Origin of the sequence: Pseudarthrobacter sp. IC2-21 (assembly GCF_034048115.1) — a bacterium.
Taxonomy (GTDB): domain Bacteria; phylum Actinomycetota; class Actinomycetes; order Actinomycetales; family Micrococcaceae; genus Arthrobacter; species Arthrobacter naphthalenicus.
On the sequence record NZ_CP139145.1, the window covers coordinates 4,111,163 to 4,128,756 of the forward strand.

Here is a 17,594-nt window from a genome sequence, read left to right on the forward strand (position 1 = left end):
ACGAGTTGTGCGGCGGGCGCAAGCGGTGCTGGGGGCCTAGTAGGCCAAGGCGCGGTCCAGCGCCTCGAGGATTCGGTCGATGCCGGGAAGGTAGTCTTCCTCGACCTTGGCTACGGGGTACGGCATATGGAAGCCGCCGACGCGGATCACGGGAGCCTCCAGGGAGAGGAAAGCGCGTTCGCTGATCCGGGCGGCGATCTCGCCGCCGATACCGCCGAAGGTCGGAGCCTCGTGGGCGACGACGAGCCGGCCGGTCTTCCTGGCGGAGGCGGTGACAGTGTCGAAGTCGATGGGGGAAAGCGAGCGGAGGTCGATGACCTCAATGCTGCGGCCGTCTTCCGCGGCGGCGTCGGCGGCGGCCAGCGCCACCGGCACGAGGGGTCCGTAGGCCACCACGGTGGCGTCGGTGCCCTCACGCAGCACGTGTGCTTTGAACGGATCAGCCGATGCACCGGGAGACTCCGTATCCACCTCACCCTTGAGCCAGTAGCGGCGCTTCGGCTCAAAGAAAATGACCGGGTCCTGGCACTCGACGGCCTGCCGGATCATCCAGTAGGCGTCATGGGCGTTCGACGGCGTGATGATCCGCAGGCCTGCCGTGTGGGCGAAAAGGGCTTCCGGTGATTCCGAATGGTGCTCGATGGAGCCAATCCCGCCGCCGTAGGGGATCCGGACCACCACGGGAACCGTGAGGTTTCCATTGCTGCGCGCGTGCATCTTGGCCAGCTGGGTGGTGATCTGGTTGAAGCCGGGGAAAACGAAGCCGTCAAACTGGATCTCGCAGACGGGCAGGTACCCGCGCAGGGCCAGGCCGATGGCGGTGCCGATGATGCCGGACTCGGCAAGCGGGGTGTCCACCACCCGGTCGGCACCGAACTCGGCGAGCAGGCCGTCGGTGACACGGTACACGCCGCCCAGCGCCCCGATGTCCTCGCCCATGAGCAGCGAACGGGGGTTGTTGTCCAGGGTGGCGCGCAGGCCTTCGTTGATCGCCTTCGCTATGGTCATGGTGGTCATCAGCGGGCCACTCCTGTCGCTGCTTCATCGTCTTGCGTGCCTGCGGGCCCGGGAAGGCCGGCGTGTGCTTCGTCAGCGAACCCTGCACTGTATTCCTCGAACCAGGCGAGTTCTTCCGCCACCAGAGGATGGGCCTCCACGTACGTGTTGGCAAACGCCGTCCGGATGTCCGGTGTCTCGAGGTCATGCGTTGTCTTCCGGACATAGGTGGCGAGCTCATCGCCGTCCGCTTTGACCTGCTCGAAGAAGGCGTCATCCGCCAATCCCTGGGCACGGAGGTATTTTTCCAGGCGGTCCAGCGGATCCTTCGCCCGCCAGAGGGCTTCCTCGGAAGACTCCCGGTACTTCGTGGGGTCATCGGCGGTGGTGTGCGCGCCGACCCGGTAGGTAAAGGCTTCGATCAGCACCGGTCCGTGCCCCTCGCGGGCGCGCTCCAGCGCCCATTCGGTAACGGCATGGACGGCGATGACATCATTCCCGTCGACCCGGATGCCCGGGAACCCGTAGCCCTTGGCCCGGTTGGACAGCGGGATTCGCGTCTGCACGGTGCTGGGCACAGAGATGGCCCAGTGGTTGTTCTGGCAGAAGAAGACCACGGGGGCGTCGTAGGAGGAGGCGAACACCATGGATTCATGGACGTCGCCTTCCGAACTGGCACCGTCCCCGAAGTAGACCATGACGGCAGCCTTGGGCTCGGCCGGGCGGGCGGTGCCATCCCCGGCAGCCGCAGCCGCGAGCTTTTGGTCCCGCTGGATTCCCATTGCGTAGCCGACGGCGTGCGGCGTCTGGGCTGCGAGGACAAGGGTGTAGAGGTGGAAGTTGGTGTCCTTGGGGTTCCAGCCGCCGTTGGAGACCCCGCGGAACTGGCGGAGGAGTTCGGCGAGGTCCACGTTGCGGGTCAGCGCGACACCGTGTTCCCGGTACGTGGGGAAGATGTAATCCTGCGGCTGGCTGGCCCGTCCCGAGCCGATCTGAGCCGCTTCCTGGCCCGTGAGCGGGACCCACAGCGCCAGCTGGCCCTGGCGTTGAAGGGCCGTTGCCTCAACATCAAAGCGGCGGATCTTGGCCATGTCGGCGTAAAAGCCGCGCAGCTTATCCGCGTCCAGCCTGTCCGCGTACGACGAAAAAACCGGGTCGCTGCCCAGCATCCCGTCGGGCGCCAGCAGCTGCACCATGGGCTCGGCAGGGCCGCCCAGGCGGGCCTCGGCTTCGGCCTCACGCTGGTCGTCTACCGCTGTACCGTCGAACTCGGTGGAGGGCAAATGTGTGGCGCCCATACCGTCTCCTTGCTTGCCGCATGCGGATGCGTTGCAATGTCGCTGGGATATATGCCTCAGTCGGAATGCATCACCGATCCGGCATATATATTGGCTTACTGATCCTTACTTTATCTTCAGTAGGTCCTCGTCAAAGCGCACGTTAAGCGCTAGGAACGCTGTGGCGGATTTGTATAGTCTGCACAGAGCGCCAGGAACCGGCTGTTCGCTTCCGGTTCGCCGATGCTGACGCGGACCCCCTCGGCGCCGAACGCCCGCACCGAAAGCGCTTGCTTCTCCGCCAGTTCGGCGAATTCCGCGCTGTTCGCCCCGAGGTCCAGCCAGACAAAATTTCCCTGGGCCTCAGGTACAAACCAACCCAGCTCACGCAGGCCCGCCGTTACCCGGTCACGTTCATCCACGATGCTTTGTACCCTTTCTACAACCTGGGGGTAGTTCTGCAGGGAAACAATCGCCGCCTGCTCCGCGATCTGTGACACGGAAAATGGCGTGGCCGCCACCCGCAGGTACTGGGTGAGGCCCGGGTTTGAGACGCTGTACCCCACCCGCAGACCGGCCAGTCCATGGGCCTTGGAGAAGGTCCTGAGGACCACCACGTTGGGGTAGCGGCGGTAGAGGGCGATGCCGTCCACAGCGTCCGCGGCCCGAACGAATTCCTGGTAGGCCTCGTCGATAACCACCACAACATCCGCGGGGACGGACCGAATGAACTGTTCCGTTTCGGCGGCCGTCAGGATGGGGCCGGTCGGATTATTCGGCGTGCAGAGCAGGATGACCCGGGTCCGCACCGTGACGGCGGCGGCCATGGCGGCGAGGTCATGGCGCCCGTCGTTAAGCAGCGGGATCCGGACGCTTTCGGCGCCTGCCAGTCCGACGCTGATGGGGTAGGCCTCGAAGGAGCGCCAGGCGTAGATGACTTCGTCGGCTTTGCCGTCGTCGTTCTGCCCGGCGAAGGTGGCGAGGAGCTGGTTGAGGGCGCCGAGGCTTCCGGCGCCGGTGACGATGTCCTCTGCCGGAACATCCAGGAAGTCGGCGAGCGCCGCGCGCAGCTTGCTGCTGAGCGGGTCCGGGTAGCGGTTGAAGTCCTGTTGGTTGGCGATGGCTTCGAGCACTGCCGGGAGCGGCGGCAGGGGGTTCTCGTTGGAGGAGAGTTTGTAGCTGGCCAGTCCGTCCACGGCGACGGGCGGCTTCCCTGCGGCGTAGCGGGGAAGCCGGCCCACCACGGGGCGGGGTGGGATTTCCCCGGGCAGGATCTCTGATGACGTCATAAAAACTAGCCTACTTCTCCCGAAGAAGGGCCGAGGCGGGGTCGGGACAGCTCACAGGTCCGGACAGCTCACAGGGCGGTGTGACAGCATAATCCCATGCGCTCCTTTTTTGTTCGGGTCCTGATCAACGGGTTGGCCCTCTGGATTGCCAGCTGGTTGTTGCCTGGCCTGGATATCTCCACGTCCGCCACCACCGCGGCTGTGGCCAACACCGGAGTATCGCAGGGCACGGAGACCATCGGCATCATCCTGGCCTATCTGTTCATCGGGCTGATCTTCGGTGTGGTGAACGCGTTTGTCCGTCCCCTGGTCAGCTTCCTGTCGCTGCCCATCACCATCCTCACGCTGGGCCTGTTCACGATCGTCATCAACGCCGCCATGCTGTACCTGACGTCATGGCTCAGCAGCTATACACCGGTGCATTTCACCATCGACTCGTTCTTCTGGACAGCGGTGCTTGCCGCGATCATCATTACGCTCATCTCCCTGGTGGCGGGACGGGTACCAGGCGGACGCAGGCGGTAGCGCCCAGCGGGTACGGCCGCCCGCCGTCCCCCAGGCCCACCGCCTTCCCACCGGCCCCGCCGTCCCCCAATTCGCACCGCCTTCCCACCGGCCCGCCGGCACGGCAAACGCTCAGCCTTGCATTTTCCCGGTGGTCACCTGCCGGTCCGTCTCGGACTTCTGCACCGGTGGACCCTGGGCGGGCTGCTGCCGTGGACCGGGAGCACTGGCAGTCGCTGCCGGGGTTCGGGTCAGTGCGAAGCGAGTGGCCGTGGCCGTGCCGCCAACTCCCACCACCGCCGCCAGGACAGCGGTTGAATCCGTCAGTGTGGGGTCATCGCTGGCCCCGATCAGCCCGGCTGCTTTCTGGTAGTTGGCCAGCCTGTGGCCCGGGCCGAGGCCAACGTCTTCACCCTCCGGCGTGGTTACCTGGTCCAGGAGCGTTACCGTCACGCGATTCCGGGCATCCGGGTTCGCAGTGCCGTCGGCTCCGGGAACTGCATCCTGGCGATGCTCGAGATGGAGGGACGTGACGCCCGCAACCGGGTCGATGCCGCCTACCGGGGATCCAGCCGTAAGGACGTACTTCATCTCGTATTCGCTGCGGAACTGCGGGTCCGCCGCGAGATTCATGGCATGGATCCCACCCTGGCTATACCCGACCGTCACCACGGGCGCCCCCTGTTCCGCCCCGGCATCCTGCAATGCGGCCCGCACCGCAATATTGACCTCGGCGGACTGGTGACCCACAGCTTCGCCTATCCCTGCAACATCAAAAGGGTTCGCTCCCCCGATGTCATCGCCTGCCTGCGTGCCGGGGATGACCACAACGTAGGCCTTTTGGCCGCCCGAATCGGTTTCGATGACTTCGATGTAACCAGGCCCTCTTTCATCGACTATCCGGGCCCGCTCCAGCAGCGCAGCAGGGGTTCCGTCGAAGTCAATCGGCATGGTCTCTTGCCGGTCCACCGCAATACGGCGCGGTTCCAGTGCGGGAAAGAGAGCCTCCGCGATGCCGAGGACTTCGTGCCTGGCCTTCACTGCGTTGCGCAACGCCAGATCAGTGCCATGGAGGTCCGGCCACAGCGGATCGTCCAGGCGCACATGGTCGAAGTCGCGGAAGGAGGGGATGCCCATATTGGCCAAGAGGCTCGTTACCGCTTCCGCGGCTTCATAGTCCCGTTTGCTGGCACGGACCTGGCTGCTGATGGCCTGCAGCTCCGCCCGGACAGCCTGAATGCCCGCCCATGACCGGGTGAGCGTGGACATGGCCTCGGTCCAGGAATGCGCCTGGCTGAGCTGATAGGGGCCTAAGTTGCCCTGGATGCGCTGGACGTCGGTTTCCACACTGGCCAGCTCCTCCGCCAGGCCGTCCAGCTTCTCGGCCCCGCCCACAAGTTCCTCGAGCTGGAACGTGATCCCGCCAATGCCGCCCCGGATTTCCAGGCCACCCGCCGCGGTGGGACCTGTCAGCCTGATGGGTCCACCCGCACCGGACGGTGTTACCTCGGCCATGGGAAATGTCCCGCCGGCGCGGCTTCAGCGGCCGGCGCGGAGGCCACCTCCTGCGCGTAGCGGCCCACCGCCGCCACCGCATCCTCGATCACACCCCTGGCCCGGCCCAGCTGGACCTCCTGGAGGGCGACCGAATCGCGGTAGGCCCGCCCGGCTGGCGACTCCCACTCCAACAACTGGATCTCGCGAAAGCCGGCGATAACCCGCGCCACACGGTCCGCGCACACGGCAACCCGCCCTGCCAGGTCCTGAACCTCACTGCCGCGCCGCATTTTCGCCGCAAGATCGCCGAAAATTAAGTCCCCGCTCATGATTCCCCCTTGCCTCCTGCATCCCTTGCCTCGCGCAGAGCGCTCCGTGCCGCTCCGTGCCTCTCGGTGCCGCTCCCGTGCCGCATCCGCGGGACCGCGCCTCCTGTCCCCTGACGCTACGGACCCTGGAAACGGCAGGGAAGCACCGCCGTCGGCTATGTGGACAAGCCACCCGGAACCTCCCGCGTCAGCCCTGCCTGCCGCCGCATGAACTTCCGCTTAAGCCCCGGCCGGAGTTCGTGAAAGAATCAGCACATGCCTGAAACTGCCGCCACAGCTGATACCCGCACGCCCTCCGGACGCCTGGCCCTCGCCGCGTCACCGGAGCCGATCGCCCTGGGCCCGCTGGACGGCCGCTACCAGTCCGCCGTCGCACCCCTTGTTGATTACCTCTCCGAGGCGGCGCTCAACCGGGACCGTGTGGCGGTGGAAGTCGAATGGCTCATCCACCTGACCAGCAACAACGTTCTCCCCGGGGCCGGCCCGTTGACCCAGGAGCAGCAGGACCGGCTGCGCGCCATCGTCACGGAATTCAACGCGGTATCCGTCGCTGAACTGGCCGACATCGAAGCCGTCACGGTCCACGACGTCAAGGCAGTGGAGTACTACATCGGCCGCCGCCTTGCGGGCATCGGCATCGAGAACCTCACGGCCATGGTCCACTTCGGCTGCACGTCCGAGGACATTAACAACCTGTCCTACGCGCTCGGCATCAAGGGCGCTGTGGAGGACGTGTGGCTCCCTGCCGCCCGCGCCCTGGTAGCCCAGATCAGCAAGATGGCCGAGGACAACCGCGCCGTGCCCATGCTGTCCCGCACGCACGGCCAGCCCGCCACCCCCACCACGCTGGGCAAGGAACTGGCCGTCATCGCGCACCGCCTGACCCGCCAGCTGGACCGGATTGCCAGGACCGAATACCTGGGCAAGATCAATGGCGCCACCGGCACCTATGCCGCGCATGTCGCATCCGTTCCCGGCGCCGACTGGCAGCAGGTGTCCAGGTCATTCGTGGAGGGCCTCGGCCTCACCTGGAATCCGCTGACCACCCAGATCGAAAGCCATGACTGGCAGGCTGAGCTGTACGCCGACGTCGCTCGTTTCAACCGGATCCTGCACAATGTCTGCACGGACATCTGGAGCTACATCTCCATCGGCTACTTCACCCAGATCCCGGTGGCCGGCGCCACCGGGTCCTCCACAATGCCGCACAAGGTCAACCCCATCCGTTTCGAAAACGCCGAGGCCAACCTGGAGATCTCCTCCGGCCTCCTGGACGTCCTGGGCTCAACCCTGGTCACCTCCCGCTGGCAGCGGGATCTCACCGATTCCTCCAGCCAGCGGAACATCGGCGTGGCATTCGGTCACTCCCTGCTCGCCATCTCCAACGTCGCCAAGGGCCTGGACCGGCTCGATGTGGCCGAGGACGTCCTGGCTGCTGACCTCGACACCAACTGGGAAGTCCTGGGCGAAGCGATCCAGATGGTCATGCGCGCCGAGGCGATTGCCGGCGTCGAAGGCATGGAAAACCCCTACGAGCGCCTCAAGGACCTCACCCGCGGCCAGCGCGTGGACGCCGCCCGCATGCAGGAGTTCGTCCAAAGCCTGGGCCTGTCCGCAGACGCCGAGGCCCGGCTGCTCGCCCTCACGCCGGGCAAGTACACGGGCATCGCGGACCAGCTGGTGGACCACCTGAAGTAAGGGCTTTCAACACCGAAGAAGTACGGCGGCGGCGCCGGGCTCCCACGGGCCCGGCGCCGCCGCCGGTTAAGGCTGGCGGGACCGGTGGCCGGCAGGTGCGAAACTGGGAGCATGAAGCTGCTCCTCATCCGGCACGGACAGACCCCCGGCAACGTACTCGGCCAACTGGACACCGCCCATCCCGGGCCCGGGCTCACGGAGCTGGGCGAGCGGCAGGCGGCGGCCATGGCACGGTCCCTGGCCAACGAACAGATCGGCGCCCTGTACGCCTCGACGCTGGTACGGACCCAGATCACTGCGGCGCCGCTGTCCCGGTTGCAGGGCCTCGAGGTTGAGGTGCTGGGCGGACTCCATGAGATCGAGGCCGGCTCCCTGGAGAAGTTCACGGATGAGGAAGCCCACAAGCAGTACATGTCCACGGTCTTTGCCTGGGCGGCCGGTGAACTGGACCGGCGCATGCCTGCCGGCCCTGACGGGCATGAATTTTTTGAAAGGTACGACGCCGACATCACCAGGATTGCCGACCGCGCCGCGGGGGACCCGGGCTCCGCGGCAGTCGCCATGGTCAGCCACGGCGCCGCTATCCGCACATGGGTTGGCCTGCGTGCCGCGGGTGCCGGCCACGAGTTCGCCGCCCGCCATGTCCTGGCCAATACCGGCATCGTGGCGGTGGAAGGGGATCCCGCGTCAGGGTGGAAACTGATCCATTGGGATGGCAGCCCCATCGGCGGGCTTGCCTTTGCGGACCCCACGGCCGAGGACCCGGCCGGCATGGACGTCGACGGCACCTGACAGCCGCAGGGGGCTCTCAGCTCGCGCGCAGGAGCTGCAGGGGGTGGCGGGTAACTGCGAGTCGCCGGGCCATGACGGCCGCTTCAGCCGCGGACGGCCGCGCGGCACTGTCCATGGCGGTGACGGCACGCAGAAGAGCACCCCAACCGGGCCCCAACGCGGAGGGAACCGCCGGGCTGCGGAGGGTCCGTGCCACCAGGGACTCCACAGCCGTGCCGGTGTAGGCCCTTGTCCCGGTCAGCAGTTCCAGGAGCACCAGGCCCAGGGCGTAGACGTCCCAGGACGGCTGCGCGGCCCCGCCCGAGGCCTGCTCCGGACTCATGTAGTGCACCGTTCCTGACGAGATGCCCGGCTCGGGCGCCGCGCCCTCCGGGGCGGCGATGCCGAAGTCCACGATCCGGACCGGGCTTCGCCGCAGCCCGCTGAGCATAAGGTTGGCGGGCTTGATGTCGCGGTGCACCACACCCCGACGGTGCAGGTGGCTGAGGCCATCAAAAAGTCCGGCAGCCAGCGCAGCAACGTCCAGCGGGGAACGCAACGGACCGCGGACCACTTCGGCAAGGCAGGGTCCGAGTGCCAGTTCCTCCACAATGTAAGGCCGTCCGGACAGCTCCCCCGGCCCGGTCACGGTACCTTCCCCAAAGAAGGTGACCACCGACGGATGATCCAAACCGGCCAGGACGGCGGCTTCGGTGGCGATCCTGCCCCGGTGCTTGGGCGAGTCGTCATGGGCGATCTTCACGGCGACATCGCGGCCCCCCGCCAGGTCCACGGCACGGAACACCCGGGCCATGGAGCCGCGCCCCAGTTGTTCCCTCAGGTGGAAGCGGCCGCCCACCAGCTCGCCGGCAGGCAGGCCGCCGTATGCGGGGGCAGGTGCCGTGGGAGAAAGCGCGAGGGCGGTCATGACCTGATGCTGAGGGCCGGCACGCGGTGGTCAGCGGGCTGCTCGGAAGTCAGCGGTGCTGCTTCCAGCTCCGGCCAGCCGGTTGCCCAGGCATCGAGTTGGAAACCACAGCCGCACCGCCACACAGGGGGCAGCCGGACGGGCCCGTCGTCCGGTTCAAACGTGTAGCCGACGGCGGTGCCGCCCACTTCCGGAATCACCATTTCCATTTCCGTGGCGCAGTGCACCGGCCAGTGGACCGGGTCTGCGGCTTGTGCGGAAACGGGACCCGGCGGTACTGCCTCAAAATATGTGTTGATGGCGCTCATGACTCCCTCAGGATCTTTCGGACTGATCCTAAGCATACATATTACTAGTCGAACTAACTAGCCGGACTAGATACTTTCTTTCGTGTCGCCGTGTCCGCCCTGGATGGCCCGGGTCATGTGCCGGAGAAAGTCCACCACCACACGGGCTTCCTCCGCCGAGAGGTCCTCGGCCACCGACATCATGCGGCGGTGCATCTCGCCGAGGGTCTCGCGGACCTCGTGGTCTGATTCGGCGGTCGGCACCACCACCACCGATCGGCGGTCGGTCGGATGCGACTCGCGCCGGACGTGGCCGCTCGCCACCAGCCTGTCGATGAGGGACGTTGTGGAGGCACTGGTTATACCCAGGAACTTGCTGAGGTCCTTCGGTACCACGGTGCCCCCGGACGCCTGCACGCGCAGGAGGTACCGCAACGCGAGGATGTCGGTCTCGCCCATGCCCATGGAGTCGCGGGTGGAGCGGCGGACGGTGGTTTCGGCGCTGCGGTAATCGCGGAGGGACTTCAGCACCGCAGCGCTGTAGTCCAATTGACCGTCCGGCCCGTACCAGTAGCCGGAACCTTCATTTGTGGAGCCCATGCAATCATCTTAGGCGGTCTAATAACTAGGCAGTCGAGAATGTTTGTTTTGCGGGTCGATGGTGGTGTTCTCCCACTCCTTACGGCAAGGAAACACGGGCGTAACCCACAGCCCATAGGTTTGTCAGGCATATCCCTTCGGCGAATCGAGGCACCCATGCAGACCAACCCGCGCCTGAACATCCGGTCCGTGACCTGGTCCAACCCCGTAGGTGCCGATCTGCGCAGGGCCCAGCAGGCCGAACTGGACGCCCGCTTTGGCACGCCGAACCACGAACCCGGGATACCGCCGTCGGGCGCCGACTGCGCGGTCTTCCTCGTCGCCTACGACAAAGGGTCCGGCCAGCCGGTGGGATGCGGCGGACTCAGGCTCCTGGACGATGCCACGGCGGAGATCAAGCGGCTCTATGTGCTTCCCTACACGCGCGGCTCAGGCGTGGCGAGCTCCATCCTGGCAGCCCTCGAGGCCGAGGCGCACAAACAGGGAATCACGCGGATCAAGGCCGAAGCCGGCTCTGCGCAGCCCGATGGCAGGAATTTCTACGAGAACTCCGGCTTTGAACCCGTCCCCAACTTCGGCGCCTATGCCGGCCTCGAGCACTCGTACTGCTACGCCAAACGAATCGACTCACACAGCGCAGCCCACACAGCCATGGCCTGAGGCCCCGGGGCGCCACAGAACGGCCGGGGCGGGCAGACGTCATACAGCCGCCAAAGACTGCGTACCGCGGGGCCCTTCGGCTAACCTCGCCGTATGGAACCAGCAGACATCACCTTCCGCACGCGCAAATGGGTGCGGCCGGAGGACCTCAACGCCAACGGCACGCTGTTCGGCGGAAGCCTGCTGAAGTGGATCGACGAGGAAGCGGCCATCTATGCCATCCTCCAGCTCGGCAACGGGCGTGCGGTGACCAAGTACATCTCGGAAATCAACTTCGTCAGTTCGGCCGTCCAGGGCGACCTGATCGAGATGGGCCTGACGGCCACCCGGTTCGGCCGCACCTCCCTGACGATGCGGGCCGAAGTCCGCAACATGATCACCCGGCAGAGCATCCTCACCATTGAGCAGATCGTCTTCGTGAACCTCAGCGCGTCCGGCCAGCCGGAGCCGCACGGTTACACCGAGATCACCTATGACCGGGACCGCATCCCCACCCATCACCTCACGGAGACCCTGAACCAGGACTGACGACGGCGGGACCCGCCGCCTCCTCTCCCCGGCGCAGCAGAGCGCCAACGTTCACCGCACGTTTACGCACTGTGCCCTGAACGTTCCGGCGAAAGGACCAGACTAGACAGCCGGGCTGTTTATCGAATCGATAGCTTTTAAAGCCCCCAAGTGTCGAGTCCAGCTATAGGCTTGCCGGACAATGCTCCGAGCCAAGTTCAGAAATGAGTCCTGATCGTGCGTAAACTGCAGACTTTGATGGCCGCCACCGTGGCCGTAACCCTCCTGGCCGGCTGTGGTGCCGGCGCGGCAACCCCTGCGGCATCCGGTGAGCCGTCGTCCACGTCCACTGTTCCTTCCGGTGAGACGCTGGTGGTCTACACCAACTCCAACGGCGAGGGCCGCGGCGAATGGTGGACCGCGGAGGCCGCCAAGGCGGGCTTCAAAATCGAAGTGGTGGGGGCCGGCGGCGCAGATGCCACGAACAAACTCATCGCGGAAAAGAACAACCCCATTGCTGATGTCGCCTTTGGGCTGAACAACATGTATTTCGCGCAGATCAAGGCCGCAGGTGCCCTGGAGCCCTTCGAGCCCGCCTGGGCAGGAGAAGTGGATACGGCCGTGGGGGACAACGGTGACGGCAAGGCCTACTGGCCGCTGGTGAAGCAGGCCATCCTCCTGGGTTACAACTCCGATAAGATCAGCGCCGGCGCGGCCCCGAAGGACTGGACCGACCTCTGGACCAAGGACGAATTCAAATCACGCTACGAGCGGGTGACAGGGCTGGGAACCGCAACGGCACAGCTGGTCTTCGCCGGCATCCTGTCCCGCTACAAGGACAGCTCAGGCGACCTGGGTATCTCAGCCGACGGCTGGAAGCAGGTTGAACAGTACTTCCGGAACGGCAGCCCCGCCGTGGCCAAGACCGACCTTTTCGCCCGGATCGCCTCGGGCGAGGTGGACATGGGCCAGATGCCCTCATCGATCATTGCCGAGCGTGAAAAGTCCTTCAACGTCAAGGTGGAACCGGTGATCCCGACCGTCGGCGTTCCGCTCGCCGTGGAACAGATCTCCCTGGTGAAGGGGACCAAGAAAAAAGCTGAGGCAGTGAAGTTCATCGACTGGTTCGGCAGCGCCGACGTGCAGGGCGCCTTCGCCAAGAAGTTCAACTCCATGCCCGTCAACAAGGCCGCCGCCGCCCAGGCCAACCCCGAGGTGGTCAAGTTCTTCTCCACCGTGAAGCAGCAGGACATCGACTGGGGATTTGTCCAGGAGAACATGGGCTCCTGGGTAGAAAAGATTGAGCTCGAATACATGCAGTAGGAGCCACCCCGCACCGTCCCGCACCCCGGCCAGCCCGCAATCCAGACAGGTAACTCATGATCCGTCTCGACAACATTGAAGTGACGTTCGGCGATTTCGTAGCCATCCCGAACCTCGACCTGCACGTCAAACCCGGCGAGTTCTTCACTCTGCTGGGCCCCTCCGGGTGCGGGAAGACGACGGCGTTACGCACGTTGGCGGGCTTCATCGAACCGTCGGCCGGTACGGTCCATGTGGACGGGAAGAATGTCACCCGGCTGCCGAGCGACAAGCGGCAGGTGGGCATGGTGTTCCAGAACTATGCGCTGTTTCCGAGCATGAGCGTCTGGGAGAACATTGCCTTCGGATTGCGGGTCCGGAAGGAGAAATCCGCCGAGACCGACCACCTGGTGCGCGACATCGCGCGCCGGGTGGAGCTCAGCGACGACCAGTTGCATAAGAATGTTGCCGAGCTGTCCGGCGGTCAGCAGCAGCGTGTCGCGGTGGCCCGGGCCTTGGTGTTGCGGCCCAAAATCCTGCTGCTGGATGAGCCGCTGTCCAACCTGGACGCCAAGCTCAGGCACCAGCTCCGGCAGCAGCTCAAGGACCTGCAGAGCGAGTTCGGTATCACCACCGTCTATGTCACCCACGACCAGGACGAAGCCCTGGCCATGAGCGACAGGGTGGCCGTCTTCAACAAGGGCGTGGTGGAGCAGGTGGGGACGCCGCAGTCGATCTACGATGATGCCGCCACGGAATTTGTGTGCAACTTCATCGGTGACAGCTCGCCGCTGACCCCGGAATTCATCACGGAACTGAACAGGCTCTCCGGCGCCGGCCTCAGCACCGCCGCCAACTCCTATCTCCGCGTGGAAAAGGCGTCACTGACGCAGCCCCCGAACGGAGGCACCGCCGTCGGGCTTTCCGGGCAGGTGGTGTCACGCACGTACCACGGGCTGCACAGCCGCTACATTGTGCGCAGCCATGGGGCGGACCTCCGGCTGCTGGTGAAGGAAGACGGCGTCGCGCAGCCGGCGGCAGGATCGGAAACCACCGTCTACGTCCAGCCCGGGCACGTGCTGCAGTACCACCCGGACACCGGCAAGGCCTTGGAGAAGCAGGACCAGGCAGTGGCCGCGCCATGAGCGGGACGTCGACGAAAGGCATGCTCCGATCCCCCTTCATCCTGATTGTGGGAACGGTGCTGACCTGGTTCATTGCAGCGTTCCTGGTCTGGCCCAACCTCAACGTCCTGATGGCAACCTTCTTCCCGGACGGCAGCTTCTCCGGGCGGGCCGCGGAGAAGCTCTTCTCCTCCCAACGCGCCATGAAATCCCTCGGCAACAGCTTTATGCTCGCCGTGGCGCTGTCCATCACCGTGAATGTGGTGGGCATCTTCATCGTCCTGGTCACCCACTACTTCAGGATCCGTGGCTCCCGGATCCTTTTCCTGGGCTACGCCTCCACCTTCATCTACGGCGGCATCGTGCTCGCTGCAGGCTACAAGTTCATTTACGGGGACAAGGGAATTGTCACGTCCCTGCTCCTTAAGGCGTTCCCGGGCATGGACGCGGCCTGGTTCTCCGGCTTCTTCGCGGTCCTGGTGGTGATGACGTTCGCCACCACTACCAACCACATGCTGTTCGTCGCCAACGCCCTCAAAGGCGTGGATTACCAGACCATCGAGGCGGCCAAGAACCTGGGCGCCTCCACGTGGACCATCCTGCGCAGGGTGGTGCTGCCCATGCTCAAGCCCACGCTGTTCGCCGTCACCATCCTGTCCTTCCTGACCGGGCTGGGAGCACTCAGCGCACCCCAGGTCCTGGGCGGCCGCGAGTTCCAGACCATTACGCCCATGATCCTGACCTTTACCAACAGCCCCACCTCGCGCGATCTGGCGGCACTGCTGGCTGTCATCCTGGGGGTGGCCACCATCCTGATGCTGGCCGTCATGACCCGGCTCGAGAAGGGCGGCACCTACTTCTCGGTATCAAAGGTGTCCTCCGCCCTGCAGAAGCAGCAGATCACCAATCCGGCGGCCAACGTCGCCGTGCATGTGATCGCGTACGTCCTGTTCGCTGTCTACACGCTGCCGGTGCTGCTGATTGTGCTGTATTCGTTTGCTGACGGGGCGGCCATCCAGACCGGGCAACTCTCGCCGGGCAGCCTGACCCTGGACAACTACGTTCGCGTCCTGACGCAGGAATCCGGCTTGCGTCCCTTCATCGTCAGCGTGGTCTACAGCGCCCTGGCCGCCATTATTGCGGTGGGCGGGCTGCTGTTTGTGGCGCGCCTCCTGCAGAAGTACCGCAACTGGGTCAGCACGCTCTTCGAGTACCTCCTGCACATTCCCTGGGTCCTGCCCTCGGCTCTGCTCGCCCTGGGGCTCATCCTCAGCTACGACCACCCCAACCCCCTGGTGGGCGGCGCTGTGCTGACCGGAACCACCGTGATCCTGCTGATCGCGTTCGTGACGGTCAAGATCCCGTTTACGCTCCGCATGCTCAAGGCGTCCTTCGCGTCGGTCAACTCCTCGCTGGAGGAGGCCGCGTCCATCATGGGCGCGAAGACCCTGTACGTCTTCCGCCGGATCCTGCTGCCGCTGGTGCTGCCCGCCGCGGCAGCCATTGCAGCGTTGAACTTCAACAGCCTCCTGGACGACTACGACACGGCCATCTTCCTGGCCCATCCGCTGGTCCAGCCGCTGGGCCTGGTCATCAAAGCGAACACTGACGGCGCCGAAGGGGTGGAGGGCGTGGCAAATACGTTTGTCTACACCGTCCTGCTGATGGTCATCACGGGCCTGACCATGTACCTGGTCTACGGCCGGTCCAGCCGGCGCGGCACGCGCACCTCCGGGAAACGCCGTGGCGGCCCGGCAGTCGAGGTGACCGAGGCGGAGGCCGCCTCCGTGCCCGACGCCGCACCGCTGCCCGCCGGCAGGCCGTGAGCTACTGGCCGCGTTGAGCGGGCGGCGTCTGGCGGCTGGCAGACCACCCGGGCGCCCGGCCGTACGGCGAAGGAGTCCGGGCTTCGGCATAAGATCGATAGCCGGACCCATTGAAAGGACCATCTTGGCCAAGCTCTATTTCCGCTACGGCGCCATGAACTCCGGCAAATCCACCGGACTCCTGCAAGTGGCCTTCAACTACGAGGAGCGCGGCCAGCGCGTCCTGTTGGCCAAACCCGATGTGGACACCAAAGGCGACACCGACATTGTGTCCCGGCTGGGAATGACCCGGTCCGTGGATTTCCTGATCTCGCCGGGCACCTCCGTCCGGGAACTCTTCGCCGCCCACGCGGCCGGCGATGACCCCGATGCCCTCCTGGAGCACGTGGACCAGAAACCGGTGGCCTGTCTCCTGGTGGACGAGGCGCAGTTCCTCACCCCGGAACAGGTGGATGACCTGTTCCGCATCGCCATCCTGGACAACGTCCCCGTGCTCGCCTACGGCATCCGGACCGATTTCCTGACGCACGCCTTCCCCGGGTCACGCCGGCTGCTGGAGGTCGCCCACACGCTGGAGGAGCTCAAGACGATCTGCCGCTGCGGCCGCAAAGCCATCTTCAACACCCGGCGCGTCGGCAATGACGTGGTGTTCGACGGCGACCAGGTAGCCATCGACGGGCAGGACGTCTGGTACGAATCCCTGTGCGGGTCCTGCTACCTGGAGGCATCCGGCGGACGCCTGGGCACCTAGCCGGCGGCGGCCTTACTTTCCTCCGGGCCAGCCGGTGTACGCCTCGGCCAGGTAAGCCCTGCCGTGGCGGGAGGAGACCACCGAGTTCAGCTCGCCGAGCTGGCGGGCACGGGAGAAGTCATCGGCGTCCGCCGGGGTGTGGAGCATGGTGGTCATCCAGTAGGAGAACTGCTGGGCCTTCCAGACACGCTCCAGCGCCCGGTCTCCGTAGCTGTCCAGCAGGGCGCTGGAGCCGCTGCCGTAGAACGATTCCAGCCCCTCAAAAAGCATCTTGACGTCGTGGATGGCCAGGTTCAGGCCCTTGGCGCCGGTGGGAGGAACAGTGTGGGCGGCGTCGCCGGCCAGGAACAGGTTGCCGTAGCGCATGGGGGTGTGCACAAAGCTGCGGAACGGGAGCACCATCTTGTCGATGACGGGGCCTTCCTTGAGCTCGAAGCCGTTGCCGTTGACCCGGCTGCGGAACTCGGCCCAGATCCGGTCATCGTCCCACTCGGCCACGTTCTCCTTGGGGTCACACTGGAAGTACATCCGCTGCACGGTCTCGGTGCGCTGGCTGATCAGGGCGAAGCCGTTGTCCGAGTTGGCGTAGATGAGCTCGTCGGAGCTGCGCGGGGCCTCGGCGAGGATGCCGAACCAGGCGAACGGGTACTCGTGGAAGTACCACTTGCGGTGGGCTTCCGGGATCTGGAAGCGGCAGTGGCTGCGTGAACCGTCCGCGCCCACCAGGAACTCGGCCTGGATCTCGTACTCAACACCGTCGGCGTCAGTGAACCAGACCTTCGGTTTGCCTTCGAGGTCGTGGACGGTGGTGTCGGTGACGCTGTACCGGACGTCGCCGCCGTCGGCCTTCCTGCGGGCGGCGAGATCCAGGAAGACGTCCGTCTGCGGGTAGAGCCAGACGGATTCGCCCACGAGGTCCTTGAAATCGATGCGGTGGCTTTCGCCGTTGAAACGCAGTTCGATGCCGTCGTGCCGGTCGCCGTCCCTCAGCACCCGGTCCGAGACCCCGCTGTCCACGAGCAGGTTGACGGTGCCGTGTTCCAAAATGCCGGCGCGGACCGTTTCGGAGATCTCCTTGTGGCTGCGCACCTCGATGACGGTGGATTCGATGCCGGCCTTGGCCAGGAGGTGGGAGAGCATGAGTCCGGCGGGGCCGGCGCCCATGATTGCCACCTGGGTGGTGATGATTTTCCGTTGTGCCATGGCTGGGCCTCGCTTCGTTGCGGGGGCTCTGGCAATCTGCAGAGC

18 protein-coding genes are annotated in these 17,594 nt (G+C 65.5%); 9 read left to right on the plus strand and 9 right to left on the minus strand.

Annotated elements, in window-relative coordinates; all coding sequences use genetic code 11:
* Nucleotides 1–36: 36 nt before the first annotated feature.
* From SBP01_RS19015 to SBP01_RS19025, 3 genes are all read right to left on the minus strand, one after another.
* Nucleotides 37–1,017, minus strand: a complete 981-nt coding sequence (locus SBP01_RS19015) for an alpha-ketoacid dehydrogenase subunit beta (protein ID WP_320536919.1) — start codon at nt 1,015–1,017, stop codon at nt 37–39.
* The gene (locus SBP01_RS19020) at nt 1,017–2,294 is read right to left on the minus strand and encodes a thiamine pyrophosphate-dependent dehydrogenase E1 component subunit alpha (protein ID WP_320536920.1); all 1,278 of its coding nucleotides are present in this window, start codon (nt 2,292–2,294) and stop codon (nt 1,017–1,019) included. The genes SBP01_RS19015 and SBP01_RS19020 overlap by 1 nt, the downstream gene beginning before the upstream one ends.
* A 149-nt stretch (nt 2,295–2,443) precedes the next feature.
* Complete coding sequence (locus SBP01_RS19025) at nt 2,444–3,562, minus strand: histidinol-phosphate transaminase (protein ID WP_320536921.1); 1,119 nt, start codon at nt 3,560–3,562, stop codon at nt 2,444–2,446.
* A gap of 96 nt (nt 3,563–3,658) precedes the next feature.
* Between SBP01_RS19025 and SBP01_RS19030 the strand changes: the two genes are divergently transcribed.
* The gene (locus tag SBP01_RS19030; RefSeq protein ID WP_320536922.1) at nt 3,659–4,087 is read left to right on the plus strand and encodes a phage holin family protein; all 429 of its coding nucleotides are present in this window, start codon (nt 3,659–3,661) and stop codon (nt 4,085–4,087) included.
* A gap of 111 nt (nt 4,088–4,198) precedes the next feature.
* Here SBP01_RS19030 and SBP01_RS19035 read toward each other — a convergent pair whose 3' ends face one another.
* Together SBP01_RS19035 and SBP01_RS19040 are read right to left on the minus strand one after the other, a co-directional pair.
* Nucleotides 4,199–5,581 (minus strand): hypothetical protein, encoded by a 1,383-nt coding sequence (locus SBP01_RS19035; RefSeq protein ID WP_320536923.1) that lies wholly within the window; start codon nt 5,579–5,581, stop codon nt 4,199–4,201.
* Nucleotides 5,569–5,892, minus strand: coding sequence for a hypothetical protein (locus SBP01_RS19040; RefSeq protein ID WP_320536924.1), 324 nt, complete (start codon nt 5,890–5,892; stop codon nt 5,569–5,571). The genes SBP01_RS19035 and SBP01_RS19040 overlap by 13 nt, the downstream gene beginning before the upstream one ends.
* A gap of 255 nt (nt 5,893–6,147) precedes the next feature.
* Between SBP01_RS19040 and purB the strand changes: the two genes are divergently transcribed.
* Nucleotides 6,148–7,590 (plus strand): adenylosuccinate lyase, encoded by a 1,443-nt coding sequence (purB, locus tag SBP01_RS19045; RefSeq protein WP_320536926.1) that lies wholly within the window; start codon nt 6,148–6,150, stop codon nt 7,588–7,590.
* A 111-nt stretch (nt 7,591–7,701) separates the two neighbouring features.
* Nucleotides 7,702–8,382 carry a histidine phosphatase family protein gene (locus SBP01_RS19050; RefSeq protein ID WP_320536927.1) on the plus strand — a complete coding sequence of 227 codons (681 nt, stop codon included), beginning with the start codon at nt 7,702–7,704 and terminating at the stop codon, nt 8,380–8,382.
* 16 nt (nt 8,383–8,398) lie between these two features.
* Here the strand turns inward: SBP01_RS19050 and SBP01_RS19055 are convergent, their stop codons facing one another.
* The 3 genes from SBP01_RS19055 to SBP01_RS19065 form a co-directional block, all read right to left on the minus strand.
* Complete coding sequence (locus tag SBP01_RS19055) at nt 8,399–9,289, minus strand: serine/threonine-protein kinase (RefSeq protein ID WP_320536929.1); 891 nt, start codon at nt 9,287–9,289, stop codon at nt 8,399–8,401.
* The gene (locus SBP01_RS19060; RefSeq protein ID WP_320536930.1) at nt 9,286–9,597 is read right to left on the minus strand and encodes a hypothetical protein; all 312 of its coding nucleotides are present in this window, start codon (nt 9,595–9,597) and stop codon (nt 9,286–9,288) included. The genes SBP01_RS19055 and SBP01_RS19060 overlap by 4 nt, the downstream gene beginning before the upstream one ends.
* Nucleotides 9,598–9,663: 66 nt before the next feature.
* Complete coding sequence (locus tag SBP01_RS19065; protein WP_320536931.1) at nt 9,664–10,176, minus strand: MarR family winged helix-turn-helix transcriptional regulator; 513 nt, start codon at nt 10,174–10,176, stop codon at nt 9,664–9,666.
* Nucleotides 10,177–10,332: 156 nt separating this feature from the next.
* Here SBP01_RS19065 and SBP01_RS19070 point away from each other — a divergent pair, with 156 nt between their 5' ends.
* The 6 genes from SBP01_RS19070 to SBP01_RS19095 all read left to right on the plus strand — a co-directional run bounded on the left by SBP01_RS19070 (nt 10,333) and on the right by SBP01_RS19095 (nt 16,346).
* On the plus strand, nt 10,333–10,836 hold the full coding sequence (locus tag SBP01_RS19070; protein WP_275213090.1) for a GNAT family N-acetyltransferase: 504 nt from the start codon (nt 10,333–10,335) through the stop codon (nt 10,834–10,836).
* 93 nt (nt 10,837–10,929) lie between these two features.
* Nucleotides 10,930–11,364 (plus strand): acyl-CoA thioesterase, encoded by a 435-nt coding sequence (locus tag SBP01_RS19075; RefSeq protein WP_275213089.1) that lies wholly within the window; start codon nt 10,930–10,932, stop codon nt 11,362–11,364.
* 216 nt (nt 11,365–11,580) lie between these two features.
* Nucleotides 11,581–12,666: an extracellular solute-binding protein gene (locus SBP01_RS19080; protein ID WP_320536932.1), complete on the plus strand. Its 1,086-nt coding sequence runs from the start codon at nt 11,581–11,583 to the stop codon at nt 12,664–12,666.
* A gap of 56 nt (nt 12,667–12,722) precedes the next feature.
* On the plus strand, nt 12,723–13,790 hold the full coding sequence (locus SBP01_RS19085; RefSeq protein ID WP_320536933.1) for an ABC transporter ATP-binding protein: 1,068 nt from the start codon (nt 12,723–12,725) through the stop codon (nt 13,788–13,790).
* 20 nt (nt 13,791–13,810) lie between these two features.
* A complete protein-coding gene (locus SBP01_RS19090; protein ID WP_414004246.1) occupies nt 13,811–15,595 on the plus strand; it encodes an ABC transporter permease in 1,785 nt (594 codons plus the stop codon).
* A 124-nt stretch (nt 15,596–15,719) separates the two neighbouring features.
* Nucleotides 15,720–16,346 (plus strand): thymidine kinase, encoded by a 627-nt coding sequence (locus SBP01_RS19095; RefSeq protein WP_320536935.1) that lies wholly within the window; start codon nt 15,720–15,722, stop codon nt 16,344–16,346.
* Nucleotides 16,347–16,358: 12 nt separating this feature from the next.
* Here SBP01_RS19095 and SBP01_RS19100 read toward each other — a convergent pair whose 3' ends face one another.
* Nucleotides 16,359–17,549 carry a 4-hydroxybenzoate 3-monooxygenase gene (locus tag SBP01_RS19100; protein WP_320536936.1) on the minus strand — a complete coding sequence of 397 codons (1,191 nt, stop codon included), beginning with the start codon at nt 17,547–17,549 and terminating at the stop codon, nt 16,359–16,361.
* Nucleotides 17,550–17,594: the final 45 nt, after the last annotated feature.

Coding starts and splice junctions, on each gene's coding strand:
- SBP01_RS19015 (WP_320536919.1), bottom strand. CDS start 1,017: ATGACCACCATGACCATAGCGAAGGCGATCAACGAAGGCCTGCGCGCC.
- SBP01_RS19020 (WP_320536920.1), bottom strand. CDS start 2,294: ATGGGCGCCACACATTTGCCCTCCACCGAGTTCGACGGTACAGCGGTA.
- SBP01_RS19025 (WP_320536921.1), bottom strand. CDS start 3,562: ATGACGTCATCAGAGATCCTGCCCGGGGAAATCCCACCCCGCCCCGTG.
- SBP01_RS19030 (WP_320536922.1), top strand. CDS start 3,659: ATGCGCTCCTTTTTTGTTCGGGTCCTGATCAACGGGTTGGCCCTCTGG.
- SBP01_RS19035 (WP_320536923.1), bottom strand. CDS start 5,581: ATGGCCGAGGTAACACCGTCCGGTGCGGGTGGACCCATCAGGCTGACA.
- SBP01_RS19040 (WP_320536924.1), bottom strand. CDS start 5,892: ATGAGCGGGGACTTAATTTTCGGCGATCTTGCGGCGAAAATGCGGCGC.
- purB (WP_320536926.1), top strand. CDS start 6,148: ATGCCTGAAACTGCCGCCACAGCTGATACCCGCACGCCCTCCGGACGC.
- SBP01_RS19050 (WP_320536927.1), top strand. CDS start 7,702: ATGAAGCTGCTCCTCATCCGGCACGGACAGACCCCCGGCAACGTACTC.
- SBP01_RS19055 (WP_320536929.1), bottom strand. CDS start 9,289: ATGACCGCCCTCGCGCTTTCTCCCACGGCACCTGCCCCCGCATACGGC.
- SBP01_RS19060 (WP_320536930.1), bottom strand. CDS start 9,597: ATGAGCGCCATCAACACATATTTTGAGGCAGTACCGCCGGGTCCCGTT.
- SBP01_RS19065 (WP_320536931.1), bottom strand. CDS start 10,176: ATGGGCTCCACAAATGAAGGTTCCGGCTACTGGTACGGGCCGGACGGT.
- SBP01_RS19070 (WP_275213090.1), top strand. CDS start 10,333: ATGCAGACCAACCCGCGCCTGAACATCCGGTCCGTGACCTGGTCCAAC.
- SBP01_RS19075 (WP_275213089.1), top strand. CDS start 10,930: ATGGAACCAGCAGACATCACCTTCCGCACGCGCAAATGGGTGCGGCCG.
- SBP01_RS19085 (WP_320536933.1), top strand. CDS start 12,723: ATGATCCGTCTCGACAACATTGAAGTGACGTTCGGCGATTTCGTAGCC.
- SBP01_RS19090 (WP_414004246.1), top strand. CDS start 13,811: ATGCTCCGATCCCCCTTCATCCTGATTGTGGGAACGGTGCTGACCTGG.
- SBP01_RS19100 (WP_320536936.1), bottom strand. CDS start 17,549: ATGGCACAACGGAAAATCATCACCACCCAGGTGGCAATCATGGGCGCC.